Source organism: Aliamphritea hakodatensis, assembly GCF_024347195.1.
Taxonomy (GTDB): domain Bacteria; phylum Pseudomonadota; class Gammaproteobacteria; order Pseudomonadales; family Balneatricaceae; genus Amphritea; species Amphritea hakodatensis.
This window is the reverse complement of sequence record NZ_AP025281.1, coordinates 5195130-5208344: the sequence shown is the minus strand read 5'-3', so window position 1 is coordinate 5208344 and position 13215 is coordinate 5195130. Positions and strand designations below refer to the sequence as shown.

Annotated in this window: 14 protein-coding genes; 11 read left to right on the top strand and 3 right to left on the bottom strand. The window is 53.0% G+C overall.

Annotated elements, in window-relative coordinates; all coding sequences use genetic code 11:
• Positions 1–219 precede the first annotated feature (219 nt).
• The 9 genes from rpmH (at position 220) to trxC (ending at position 8907) form a co-directional block, all read left to right on the top strand.
• Positions 220–354, top strand: a complete 135-nt coding sequence (gene rpmH, locus PCI15_RS23675) for a 50S ribosomal protein L34 (protein ID WP_205657199.1) — start codon at positions 220–222, stop codon at positions 352–354.
• A 23-nt stretch (positions 355–377) separates the two neighbouring features.
• Entirely contained in the window at positions 378–752 is a 375-nt protein-coding gene (gene rnpA, locus PCI15_RS23670; RefSeq protein ID WP_271272317.1) for a ribonuclease P protein component, read from the top strand.
• A gap of 19 nt (positions 753–771) precedes the next feature.
• Positions 772–2436, top strand: coding sequence for a membrane protein insertase YidC (gene yidC / locus PCI15_RS23665; protein WP_271272316.1), 1665 nt, complete (start codon positions 772–774; stop codon positions 2434–2436).
• 132 nt (positions 2437–2568) lie between these two features.
• Positions 2569–3936 (top strand): tRNA uridine-5-carboxymethylaminomethyl(34) synthesis GTPase MnmE, encoded by a 1368-nt coding sequence (gene mnmE / locus PCI15_RS23660; RefSeq protein ID WP_271272315.1) that lies wholly within the window; start codon positions 2569–2571, stop codon positions 3934–3936.
• 7 nt (positions 3937–3943) lie between these two features.
• Positions 3944–4651 carry a hypothetical protein gene (locus PCI15_RS23655; protein WP_271272314.1) on the top strand — a complete coding sequence of 236 codons (708 nt, stop codon included), beginning with the start codon at positions 3944–3946 and terminating at the stop codon, positions 4649–4651.
• Positions 4652–4659: 8 nt separating this feature from the next.
• Positions 4660–6381 carry an SWIM zinc finger family protein gene (locus PCI15_RS23650; RefSeq protein WP_271272313.1) on the top strand — a complete coding sequence of 574 codons (1722 nt, stop codon included), beginning with the start codon at positions 4660–4662 and terminating at the stop codon, positions 6379–6381.
• 197 nt (positions 6382–6578) lie between these two features.
• Positions 6579–6863, top strand: coding sequence for a helix-turn-helix domain-containing protein (locus tag PCI15_RS23645; RefSeq protein ID WP_271272312.1), 285 nt, complete (start codon positions 6579–6581; stop codon positions 6861–6863).
• Positions 6860–8125 (top strand): type II toxin-antitoxin system HipA family toxin, encoded by a 1266-nt coding sequence (locus tag PCI15_RS23640; RefSeq protein WP_271272311.1) that lies wholly within the window; start codon positions 6860–6862, stop codon positions 8123–8125. The genes PCI15_RS23645 and PCI15_RS23640 overlap by 4 nt, the downstream gene beginning before the upstream one ends.
• Before the next feature lie 350 nt (positions 8126–8475).
• Positions 8476–8907 (top strand): thioredoxin TrxC, encoded by a 432-nt coding sequence (trxC, locus tag PCI15_RS23635; protein ID WP_271272310.1) that lies wholly within the window; start codon positions 8476–8478, stop codon positions 8905–8907.
• A gap of 45 nt (positions 8908–8952) precedes the next feature.
• Here the strand turns inward: trxC and PCI15_RS23630 are convergent, their stop codons facing one another.
• From PCI15_RS23630 to PCI15_RS23620, 3 genes are all read right to left on the bottom strand, one after another.
• Positions 8953–9558, bottom strand: a complete 606-nt coding sequence (locus PCI15_RS23630; protein ID WP_271272309.1) for a hypothetical protein — start codon at positions 9556–9558, stop codon at positions 8953–8955.
• Between the two features lie 149 nt (positions 9559–9707).
• Positions 9708–11108, bottom strand: a complete 1401-nt coding sequence (gene nhaD / locus PCI15_RS23625) for a sodium:proton antiporter NhaD (protein ID WP_271272308.1) — start codon at positions 11106–11108, stop codon at positions 9708–9710.
• Between the two features lie 315 nt (positions 11109–11423).
• On the bottom strand, positions 11424–12266 hold the full coding sequence (locus PCI15_RS23620; RefSeq protein ID WP_271272307.1) for an ABC transporter six-transmembrane domain-containing protein: 843 nt from the start codon (positions 12264–12266) through the stop codon (positions 11424–11426).
• 173 nt (positions 12267–12439) lie between these two features.
• Here PCI15_RS23620 and PCI15_RS23615 point away from each other — a divergent pair, with 173 nt between their 5' ends.
• Together PCI15_RS23615 and PCI15_RS23610 are read left to right on the top strand one after the other, a co-directional pair.
• Entirely contained in the window at positions 12440–13021 is a 582-nt protein-coding gene (locus PCI15_RS23615) for a TetR/AcrR family transcriptional regulator (RefSeq protein WP_271272306.1), read from the top strand.
• A gap of 16 nt (positions 13022–13037) precedes the next feature.
• The gene (locus PCI15_RS23610) at positions 13038–13214 is read left to right on the top strand and encodes a hypothetical protein (RefSeq protein WP_271272305.1); all 177 of its coding nucleotides are present in this window, start codon (positions 13038–13040) and stop codon (positions 13212–13214) included.
• Position 13215 lies beyond the last annotated feature (1 nt).

Genomic DNA, 13215 nt, shown 5'->3' with positions numbered 1-13215 from the left:
ACATATTTGACTATACATTTTGCGCCGGCAAAACAGGACTTATACCCAGCAGTGAATAACCTTCCAACCGGCGTCATCCGTGGCATTAATTAAGATTTTTCTCAAAAAAGTGATTGAAAACCGTACAGCATTTCACTAGAATTCGGCGTCTATTTTTGACTCGTGGGATTCAGCAACCTTACTGATACCACCACACTGTACGTTAGTAGGATCGAAACCATGAAAAGAACTTTTCAACCTAGCAATCTTAAGCGCGCTCGTACACACGGCTTCCGTGCACGTATGGCTACTAAAAACGGCCGTGCGGTAATCAACCGTCGTCGTGCTAAAGGCCGTAAGCGTCTGGCTGCTTAATATTTGCCTGTCAGGCTCACTGAATGAATGAATTCAGCTATCCCCGCCGCGTGAGGCTCCTTACCGGCGGGGATTTTAAACAGGTATTCAACCGAGCCAGCCTCAAGATCTCAGATCAACATCTGCTGATCCTAGCCTGCCCTAACGATCTCGGCCATTCACGTGTCGGTTTCGTCTTCTCCAAAAAAAATATCCGTTTAGCTGTCAATCGTAACCGCGTTCGGCGTATCATTCGCGAGTCTTTTCGGCTTGAACAGCAGCAACTTCCCAACGTCGATATCGTCATTTTGGCGCGTAAAGGCCTGGGGGATATGGAAAATAAGCAGGTTCATAAGCTTATTAAGCGCAGCTGGTCTCGCCTGATTAACAAAGCTAAGCCCAAATCCCAATCTAAATAACGATAATGGTCCAACAACCATGGATGTACAGCGCGTATTATTGATTGCAGCACTCGGCATTATTTCCTATATGTTGGTCTTGCAATGGAATCAGGATTACAGCCAGCCGCCAGCCACGGTCGCTCAGGCTGAGACTGTATCCGCTTATGACTCAACAGCCCCTGTCAGTGAACTGCCGCAGGAAACTGCCGCAAGCGGTTCCGACGTACCGGGCGTAACCCCGGCGACAGCGGCTGCCAAGAAGAGCCAGCTGATTTCAGTCAAAACTGATGTCCTGGAAGTTCTGATCGACCCTAAGGGTGGCGACATCATTCAGGTTGCACTGCCTGAATATAAAGCCGCACTGGGTTCTGATCAGCCATTCATTCTGCTGGAACAGAGTGCTAACCGTACTTATGTATCCCAGAGTGGCCTGGTGGGCCTGAACGGTCCGGATGCCAGCAGCAATGGCCGTCCGACTTACACCAGCAGCACCAGCAGCTACGCCCTGGAAGGCAACGAACTGAATGTTGACCTGTCGTTTACCACCGCCAAAGGTGTTGTAATCACTAAGCGCTATGAATTCCAGCGCGGCAGCTACGACGTTGGTATGGACATGGTGGTTGATAACAAGACTGCCGATCCGTGGCAGGCCAAGCTGTTTGGCCAGATCAAACGTGATGCCAGCCCTGACCCGACATCCAATACTGATATGGGCATGCAGTCATTCCTGGGCGGCGTCTTCTCTACAACAGAAGATAACTACCAGACTTACTCGTTCGACGATATGCGGGACGCCAGCTTCAAGAGCGCCAGCCAGGACGGTTGGGTAGCAATGAGCCAGCACTACTTCCTGAGTGCCTGGATTCCTGCACCGGGTGCTGAGTACAGCTACAGCTCACGGACCGCTAACGACAAGTTCATTGTCGGCTTTGTGTCTCCTGAGTTCACTGTACCGGCCGGCCAGAACAAGACAGTAAGCGCCCACTTCTACGCAGGGCCGAAAATTACTGACAAGCTGGAAGAAGCTGCACCTGATCTGGAATTAACGATCGACTACGGCATCCTGTACTGGATCGCCAGTCCACTTGAGTGGTTGCTGAAAGCGATCTACGGCCTGCTGGGTAACTGGGGTCTGGCGATCATCGGTGTCACCATTGTTGTCAAAGCGGCGCTGTTCCAGGTAAACGCCAAAGCATTCCGCTCCATGGCGAAAATGCGTAAATTTGGCCCTGAAATGGCCCGTCTGAAAGAACTTCACGGCGACGACCGCCAGAAGATGTCTCAGGCGATGATGGAACTGTACAAGAAAGAGAAGATCAACCCACTGGGGGGCTGTCTGCCAATTCTGGCGCAGATGCCAATCTTCATCGCACTGTACTGGGTACTGCTGGAATCCGTTGAGCTGCGTCAGGCGCCGTTCATGCTGTGGATTCACGACTTATCTGTTATGGACCCGTACTTTGTACTGCCAATCCTGATGGGGGCAACCATGTTCATTCAGCAGCTGCTGAACCCGACCCCTCCGGACCCGATGCAGGCCAAGATCATGAAGATGCTGCCAATTGTCTTCACTATCTTCTTCCTGTGGTTCCCGGCAGGTCTGGTACTGTACTGGCTGGTGAACAACGTACTGTCGATTGCTCAGCAGTATGTCATTAACAAGCAGATCGAAGGTGACGGCGGCAACGCCAAGAAAGCCTGACCACCCTGATCTGAATTAAAAAAGGCCTCCTGTGAGGCCTTTTTTACGTTTACCCGCGGTTGACTCCGCCAGCGGCGCTGGGGAAGATACCCCGCATCAGCGTTTAACTAACACAGCATACCGGATACCAGCATGACCCTTATCGATCAGGATACTATTGCCGCACAAGCCACCCCCCCGGGACGGGGCGGGGTAGGGATCGTCCGGGTATCCGGCAAACTGGCCAAGCCCATTGCCAAAGCCATACTGGGCACTGAACCGGCCCCCCGTTATGCCCACTACGGCCCGTTTTACGACGCCGACCATAACCAGATCGATCAGGGCATCGGAATCTACTTCCCGGGACCAAACTCCTTCACCGGCGAAGATGTTCTTGAACTGCAGGGGCACGGCGGGCCGGTCATTATCGACTTTATCCTCCGCCGGGTACTGGAACTGGGCGCCCGGCTGGCCAACCCCGGTGAATTCTCAGAACGGGCTTTCCTCAACGACAAACTCGATCTGGCCCAGGCAGAAGCCATTGCCGACCTGATCGACTCCAGCTCAGAACAGGCCGCCCGTTGCGCATTGCGCTCCCTGCAGGGGGTGTTCTCGGAACGCATCCACACCCTGGTTGAAAGCCTCACCCAGCTGCGTATATACGTGGAAGCTGCCATTGATTTCCCGGAAGAAGAAATCGATTTTCTGGGTGACGGTAAAGTCGCCAGCGACCTTGAAACCATTATTCTGCAACTCACCAGCGTGATGCAGGAAGCCCAGCAGGGCAGCCTGATCCGCGAGGGTATGAATGTGGTCATCGCCGGCCGGCCGAACGCCGGTAAATCCAGCCTGCTGAATGCGCTGGCCGGCAAGGAAAGCGCCATCGTTACGGATATTGCCGGCACCACCCGTGATGTACTCCGCGAACACATCCACATCGACGGGATGCCACTGCACATCATCGACACCGCCGGCCTGCGGGATGCACCGGACGAAGTGGAACGTATCGGCATCAGCCGCGCCTGGGAGGAAATCCATAAAGCCGACCGGATTCTGCTGATGGTGGACGGCACCACCACCGCCACAGATGATCCTGAACAGATCTGGCCTGAATTTGTACATAACCTCGAAGATCAGAGCAAAATTACCGTTATTCGCAACAAATGTGACCTGACATCCGAAACCACTGGCATTGGTGAGCACCACGGCCACACGCTGATCTCACTGTCCGCCAAAGCCAATATCGGCGTCGATACCCTGCGCCAGCACCTTAAAGACTGCATGGGCTATGCTGCCACCACCGAAGGTGGCTTTCTGGCCAGACGCCGCCACGTGGAAGCGCTCAGCAAAGCCCAGAGCCTGTTGCTCACCGGGCAGGAACAGCTGGTATTTGGCGGGGCAGGCGAGCTGCTCGCGGAAGACCTGCGGCAGGCCCAGCAACACCTCAGCGAAATTACCGGCGCCTTCAGTTCTGACGACCTGCTGGGCCGGATCTTCAGCTCCTTCTGTATCGGTAAGTGATCCTGCAATGAAACTTCTCCTGTCCTGCAGCAATAAACTGGCCCGCTATTTAGATCTGAACTTACCTCAGCAGGGCAGTGCACAGGCTAAAGACATCGGAAAACAACGGCTGCACAGTGATGCCGACACATTCGCCTGGCAATGCCATCTTGTGGAGAATAGCGGCTCAGGCTCATCCTGTTCGCTGATTGCTGTCGAAGCACACAGCCGTTACTGCATCATTATCCCGCTGACGCTTCAACTGGCCCGCGACGATCTCATACAACAGCTGAATTATCGCTGGAGCACTGAGATGGCCATGTTTATTCTCGATGACCCGGAAGCACCCATCGAAGATATAGAAGAACTGGCAGATGCCCTGCTGGAAGAGATCACCGGAATCGAAATGACCAGAAATACTGATCTGAGCATCAGTGGACACATCACCGATATCAAGTCCTGGATACAGAACTATTGCCAGCAGCATGAGCTGCATATTCTCAGTGACAGACACAGTGTCAGCCTGGCAATGCATCTCAATGAATTACAGAAAACGGTGACAGACCCGACCGGCGCAAAACACCGTTTTGTACCCTTGCCCCGGTTTATCGACACCGGTCTGATGATGCTCGAAGAGGATGATGAAACAGAAGCACCACAAAGCCAGCCCCCTCAGTCCACACAGACCGCTACCGTTATTAATCTGGCCGACTACCGGCGTAAAGTTGGCCTTTAAATAAGATTATGACCCCTGAATTCAGCGCTGAGCAACTGACGAATCTGGCGGGTGAATCCGGTTATGCAGAAGGGCACAGGTTATTCAGTGCCGAAGCGGTACGCGACTGGCAACAGATCGGACATACCATTACCGCAGCAGTACTCGATGAAAAGATTTACCATGTCAGACTGAACATAACGGCCAAAGGCATCGACAGTGCCTGCAATTGCCCGGTATCGGAAGGGTTTGAATTCTGTCAGCACTGTGTGGCTGTCGCACTCAGTGTCCGACAATGTTCAGATCAGAATCTTGCCAGCACACCTGAAAAAGCCAGTATCCATCACTACTTAGGCGGCCTGTCTAAGCAACAGTTACTCGCTCAGTTAGAGAATCTTATCCAGACAGACCCGCTTTTACAGCGACGTTTTGTCCGCCAGGCGCAGATCGCCAGCGGCTCGGTGGATATCGCAGGCCTTCGTAAACAGATCACTCAGGCGCTGCCTTACCGGAAACTCAGCCAGCGGCAGAAAATCCGCAGCTACTTTGAGCACGCCTGCAATGAACTGACAGACCTGAGCAGCTGTCTGGATGCCTTACCTGCGGATGCGGCCTTCAAACTATGTGAATACACCCTTGAACGGCTCAACCAGGTACTCATGCGCTTTGACCCTCAGGGGTATCAGCACCCCTGCACTGAACTGAGCTGCCGGCAATACACCCGGCAACTGCTGCGGCAAAACCGGCCGGCTGAAGAGCTGGCCACGTTTGTACTGGAACAGCTGAATCAGCCCAGAGAAATCTATCCTGATCCGCTCAGCATACTGGCCCCCGGCAAGGGGCTTGAGCCGCTGATCAGTCAGGCCCGTCAGCGCTGGCGAAACCAGCCAGCCAACCGGCCGTTATCGGAACTGCTGAACAGCTATGCCAGCGAATACAACGACCATGATTTACTGGCTGAATTACTGAGCCATTCAGCAGGCCCGGGGGATACCGACACCGTACTGCAATTTATCCGCGTACGGCTTGTACAGCTGGGAACCTCCGCTGAAACCCGCCCGGCAGATGAACAGAACGCCATCTACCAACAGCTACAGTCACTGTTTGACAGCCTGTCCCGGCAGTCTCCGGATGCCCGGCAGCAGGAGCAACTGCAGCAGTTACAGGCAGAATTTGCGACACTGCAGGGAAAAGGAGAACAGTCAGCAGAGCTGTACTGGCAGCTGTTCACCCGACAGAAAAACCCCACCAGCTACCTGAACTATCAGCAGGCTAACGCCGCGCAGAGCATCAGCCCTGAACAGTCACAGCAAACAGCCGAACAATACCTTTTAGAATGTGCCAAACACAGCAGCCGGGAAGGGCATCAGGCGCTGGCCAGAAGCCATGAGCACCTGTTTGAGTTTTACCTCGCCAGTGAACAGCTACACAAAGCCAGAATCATCGCCGATCAGCTATCCCTCAGCCCGGCCCACCTCGAGGCGCTGGCATTGCAGTTACTCAACACCGAACCCCGGCACAGCGGGCAATACTACCGGCGTATACTCACCAGCATACTGCAGGACGCCTCTGAAGCGGCCTACACCTACATCGCAGAACTGCTGCAGCAAATCCCCGAATACGCCGCAGAACATCCCCAGTGCCAACCTGCGGCGGACCAGCTACTCAGGGAACTGCTCGGAGAATTACGCCAGCAGCATCAGCACAAGCGCCAGTTCATGCGCATCCTGGCAACCCATTTTCCTGCCTGACTAACTTCCCATACGCCAGCGAAACAGCAGCAGGCAGCCAATTCACCCCCACGCCTGATCACCCGTTATTCATCCTCACCGCCTTTTTATCAGCAGAACCCAACATCAACCTCTCTTAACAAAATAGATAAAATAATATCTATTATATTATCTATTTATCTATAATGGATAAAATCATATCCATTATAGAATTCACAATGTTTGATCTTAACCTCCTCACAGCCAGTGACATTCAGCAACAGCTTGCCGGTTATCTGCAGCAGCGGCGTAAGCAGCTAAAGCTTTCCCGGGCAGCACTGGCTGAACGCAGCACTGTTCCGGCCCCCACCATCAAACATTTTGAAACCTCCGGCCAGATTTCATTACGGCAGTTCCTGTTACTCTGGCAATGTGTGGATGATTTGCAGAATCTGGCAGCACTGACAGCATCCTCAGAACCATCCGATCCCCCTGCAAACTTCGCAACAGAGTTAAGCAAATGACTCAACGGACCGTCAAAGTATGGCGGCAACTAACAGGTGGCAGCCGGATTCAGTTGGGAACGCTGGGGGAAAATCACCACAGCCTGCTGTTCCAGTACCACGAAGACTGCCTGAACAGCCCGCTGAATCCGTCGCCCTTTCTCCTGCCCCCTGATGACCGGGTTCACCGCTTCAGTAAACAGAACCCTGACGCCATGCCGGGTCTGTTTACTGACAGCCTCAGCCAGCACTGGGGGCTACGGCCACTGATGGATTTTTTCCGCACGGGTCAGCAAAACACGGTCAGCCCGACCAGTTGCCATGACTTGCTGCAAACCCCGACAGCAGACCTGATAGGCGCGCTGCGCTACGGGGGAGATAGCCACCAGCCCTCCGCAGAAACGGCAACGCCCACCGATTACTACGGGCAGCTCGCTGCCGGCCACAGCCTGTCCGGCCAGGTGCAGTCTCTCATTAACAGTGACAACCATATCCGCGGTATGGCCTGGCAGGCACAGGTCTACATCGACCCGTTAATCCCGGACCAGTTGCACAGTGACAATGCCGCCCATCTGGAGCCCTGGATACTCCGGTTTGGTCATCCCGCTAATCCTCTGGGCCAGGAACAGGGCCTGGCGGATGCTGCCTATCTGCAAATGGCCAGGCTTGCCGGGATCGATATCCCGGAGTGGCAGCTGATTACCCCGCCTGCCCAGTCAAAAGCCGCTCCCTGGCTGGCTTACCGGCGGCCGGACTATGTGCAGGGGCAGGGCCGGCAGCATATCCAGCGTCTCTCATCGCTGTTAAACAATCCGTGGTGGCAAGCGGGCACCGGCTATGAACAGCTTATCAGGGCCAGCCAACTGCTCTGTCAGCGTCCGGCCACCGGCCGGGACATGTTTAACCGGGCAGTGTTCAACTTGCTCAGCTGTAACCGCGACGACCACAGCAAGCACTGGAGCTTCATTCAGGATGATACCGGGCAGTGGCGGCCGGCTCCGATGTACAGCGCCGGTTTCAGACCCGCCGGTAACCGGCAGCATGAAATGCCTTTTAACGGAGCAACCGCACAGCCCGACCGGCGCAGCATGCAAAAACTGGCATCACTGGCCAATTTCAGCCACTGGAATCAGGCTCGTCAGGCGATCGAAGAGATACTGGATGCCCTGCAAAACTGGGAAATTTTCGCCAGCCAGCTGAATATTCACCGGGATACCCAGCGAACCGTACGGCAGGCACTGGATGAGTGTTATCAGCAAAACCGCCACCTTTTACAAAAATAGCTATATTAATCAGTAGGATAGATAACTAATACAGTGATAACCCCAAGATTAGTTACATCTTTATAACAACTTATTCACAGCCTTTTGTGGATTATGTGAGTAAGATATAAAAACAAAAATGCTTAGATCAAAAGTTATTAACAACTGCCGATTTACATGCCGGATACTGATCGTGTGTATGCCACAGGCGACCAAGGTACTTTGATTAAAAAATCAGCAAAAATAAGTAATTAACGATTTAATCCAGAAAGAATTCAGTGTTTAACGACACCTTTATCACATGTTATACACAGCCATCTGTGAATTAGGTGTATAACATTAAAAATAACCGACTCAGTGAGCCAACACTTATGAACATCAGCTGCCCGCACTGTAACGTTACCAACCGCATCCCGGCGGAACGTCTGCAGGACAAACCCAACTGCGGAAAATGTAAACAGGCTATTTTTGCCGGCAAACCTGTCAACCTGACAGCAGCCAATTACAGCAAACAGGTATTACAGAATGATTTACCGGTTCTGGTGGACTGCTGGGCAAGCTGGTGCGGCCCCTGTCAGCAATTCGCGCCGGTGTTTGACCAGGCAGCTAAAACCTTCGAACCCCGCTTACGGCTGGTGAAACTGGACACTGAAGCGGAACAGAACATCGCTGCCCAGCTGCAGATCCGTTCTATTCCCACACTGATCCTGTTTAAAAACGGCAAAGAAGCCGCGCGGATGAGTGGCGCAATGCCATTAGGCCAACTGCAGCAATGGCTGCGCCAGCAGGGCGTTGAGGTATAAACAGAAAAATACTGACAGGCACGGAAGTGCCTGTCGGTCAGCTGATCAGAAAATGGCCACGGCCACACCGCTGAACACATAGCTGTGAGTTCCGCCATTCTGGGCTTCGAGCTGCTTCCAGTTAGCCGTTGCCTGCCACTGGGGATTGGACTCATTGGAATTGTAAAAAAAGGTCTTACCGGCCTCGTGGGCCACTAATATATTGTGCATGCCACTGAAGTTATCTTCACTGGGTTTGGCACCGCTGTGCATTGTATAACTGCAGTTATAAAACACCGCTTCATCCAGAGCGATGGTCCCTTTCACGGCCTGCTGCACCAGCAGATTGAAAATATCATTCATGCCGCTGCGCATCACCCCGTTAACCATCGAAATGGCTTTGCTCTTCTGGCCTTCATCGCACAGCAGTTTCGCCGTCACGCCGGGCCAGCGTTGCTTTATCTGACTGACAATCAGCCGGGGGTCACTGTTCTTATCCGCCGCCAAAGGCCGGGTAATTGCACAGGTATCACCGAACTGAATGCTGGGCCAGAGATCATCTTCAGCAAAGGTGGCAGTCAGTGCCGTTTGCTTAATTTCATTGATTGCGATTGTCGTGCAGTGCGCTGCACATGAATTCCCATTCTGTTCCGGTAAACGTTTAGTTGGCACAGGTTCGCTCCATTCACTGATTACAGATACTGAAAAAGCTGTGAAAAAACATGCAATGTTTCTTCACAGCTTCTTTAACAGTAGCTAAAACTTCAGTGAAACGCACAGCCAACACTGCGCATTTTGTGACACGCTTACTGCATCAGCAATCAGCCATTCACCAGGAAGTGCACCCCGATACTGGCGGCATAGCCCAGTGCAATCACCGGTGTCCAGCGCAAGTGACCAAAGAAGGTGTACTGGCCACGGGCTTGTCCCATCAGTGCCACACCGGCTGCAGAACCCACTGATAACAGGCTACCGCCCACACCCGCGGTCAGGGTGACCAGCAGCCACTGCATATCGGACATTTCCGGATACATAGTCAGTACCGCAAACATCACCGGAATGTTATCGACGATGGCAGACAGAATACCCACCAGTATGTTGGCAGTGGTGGGGCCCAGATCACCGTAGAAGAATCCGGATGCCATATTCAGGTAACCGAGGAAACCCAGGCCGCCGACCGCAAGAATGATGCCGTAGAAGAAGAACAGGGTATCCCACTCCGCCCGGGCGATCCGGGAAAATACGTCAAAGTTATACGGATCAACACTGGCCCCCGGCGGTGCATCGATCCCGTTACGCCAGCTCACAGATTTACGGCGCAGATAGAAGCCAAAGAACTGCAGATACGCCAGGCCCATCATCATGCCGAACACCGGCGGAATGTGCAGCAGACTGTGGAAACTCACCGCAGTCACAATGGTCAGCAGAAACAGGCCAACAATGGTCAGGCCGCCGAACTTAATCGCAGCCATTTCATCACTGTGGCTATATGGCCGGCCATGGGGCAGGGAGAACTGCATGATGAACGCCGGAACAACAAAGTTAACAACAGAAGGCAGGAACAGGGCAAAGAAGCCGCTGAATTCAATCACGCCTTTCTGCCACACCATCAGGGTGGTGATATCACCGAACGGACTGAAAGCGCCGCCGGCATTCGCCGCAACCACGATATTCACACAGGAAAGCATGACAAACTTCGGCTGATCTTTACCCACCGCCAGTACCACGGAACACATGATCAGCGCAGTGGTGAGGTTATCGGCGATCGGCGAAATCACGAATGCCAGCACCCCGGTCATCCAGAACAGCTGCCGGTAACCAAAGCCCTTGACCACCAGCCAGTCACGCAGGGCATCAAACACCCCCCGTTCCAGCATGGCATTAATGTAGGTCATGGCCACCAGCAGGAAGAAGAACAGTTCCGCGTATTCAAGGAAGTTATGCCGGATCGCACCCTCAACCAGTTGTGGAGAGCCTTCACCCACGTAGTAAATGGCAATCAGAATCCAGATCAGACCTGCCGCCAGCATCACCGGTTTGGATTTGCGCAGGTGCAGCTGTTCTTCAAAAATGACCAGCATGTAAGCAATAAAGAAGATGCCGATGGCAGCAAAGCCCACCCAACTGGTGGTGAGATCCTGTATGGTTCCGCTGGTTTCAGCGGATGACGCCCAGCCGGAAGTTGCGGTAAATAAGCCAAGTATTAAGGCTAACCACTTCATGGAAATTTCCCCTGTAAATAAGACTACTGAAAAACTCGTCTTGCAGAACACATGCAGGGTAAGAAGCGTCTGACTAACAGACTGCCTGAAACTGCGACACACATCTTTCCTTCAAGGCGATTTAAGCCCCGGGAGTAAAACAAAAAACAGCACCTGAATGCAACATATCTAGCACTTAAGTCGTATTCGTCTGATCCGTGTCAAAAATCCACGGCAACAACCCGGAAAATATGTGGATAACACCTGAGTAATACCTGTATAGCCAGAGGATAAACTGTGCAGGGTGTAGTAGTAATTGCTCGAAAAGGCTTCAGCTCAGTCGCTATTAATGCGCTGGGTAATTTCCCGCAAGCGGCTCCAGCTCTGCAATGCCATGGGCAATCCCAGCATCGCTTCAACAAACTCCCAGGAATAACTGACAATCGAGAAAATATTGCCGGCGGTGACCGGCGCAATCGTCACACTGGCCATCAGGTTATGCACAATAAACACCAGTGCCAGCAGAAAGATTCCGCCATAGAGCCAGGCTTCGCTGTCTGACAACTTCACTTCCCAGCGCCGCAGCATCTTCAGATGCCGGTGAAACTGCCAGGGCAGGGCACGCTGCAAAACACTCACCTGACGCTCCTGCTGTGCATTCAGCGCACCGTTAAGACGGTAAAAACGTCGGTGGAAACAGGCATAGAGTGCCAGCATTGCCAGGGTTAACGCCACGGCTGCCCAGGCCAGCTGGCCGGCAAATCCCGCCAGAATGATCAGCGAAACCAGCAGCTGAATGACCGAGGTAAACAGCAGGGGGACCTCGTTTTCAAGAAAATCCACCAGCTCACGGGACATATCCAGCCGGGCACTGCGTACTGATACCCCCAGCCCCTGCCGGCGTTCAAGCAGACGTAAACCCAGTTCCACTTTAAGCGTGCCATACACCCGGGTGTCATATATGCGCCGCACCACCGATATCACCACCAGCAGAGCGAATGTTCCGGCCAACAGCAGAAGAGGGGCGGTATCCTCTGCTAACAGACCGTCAATGGTCTGGCCCATCAGTAAAGGCAGGCAGGCCATTAATACATTTTCCACCACCACTAACAGCCAGGTGGTAGCAACTTTTCCCGGAAAGGTACGCATAATCTGCCAGATCGTCAGTTCACCGGACACAATAAGGCCTCCATTTCGTCAGATGCCTCCCTGATAAGAGGCAGGGGAAGCAATAAATAGTTTATTGTCATAATTGACAATTTAAATTACAACGAGTAAATTATCAAAACTGACAATAAACTGATCAGGGTTAATAACCCGTTAAGATCCGCAGATAAACACACAGGTAAGCCATGGGACGTCCAAGTAAAAAAGCAGAACGTACGGAAGAAATCTTTCAGGCGTTCCAGCGCTGCGTTATCCGCTTTGGTCTGGAAGGCAGCACCCTGGAACGGATTGCTGAAGAAGCAGGCCTGCAGCGCAGCCTGGTACGTCATTACGTTGGCAACCGTTCTGAACTGGTTGAACAGCTGGCAGAACGGACCATTGAACAGTCCAATCAGCAATGGACAGCACTGGAAGCCCACTTACCGGCAACCGACATCAGCCAGCCATTACTGAGCATGCTGTTCGACTATGAAAACAGCAACGACATCAGCCTGCTGTTTCAGGCATTGCTGTTCTCTGCAGCACAGGATGCATCCCTTAAGCAAAAGCTGAGGGACTGGACCGAACACAACGTCGCTGCCATCAGCCAGCTGCTGCGCAGGGATTACCCGGATGCTGATGCCGGCACCCTGAAATCCGTCGCGTTCGGGCTGTTATCACTGTATTTCAATCTGGACTCACTGAGTCCGCTGGGGCTGATGGCAGATTACCGTCTGCCGGCCAGACAGGCTGCAGAACAATTACTCAGTGCCCTGAAAACCGCTTAACTCCGGAGATATATTCATGCTTATTACCACCACCATCGGCGTTCTGTTACTGCTATGGGTCATCTGGGATCTGTTCAGCGGTAATGTCTGGCTGCACCGTGAATTTCGCCGCGCAGAAGAACCCTTTGCCTATTGGGCGACCTTACTGCTCTGGCTGGCTGTCGCCGTTTCCTGTTTCTTCTGGGAACTCTGAA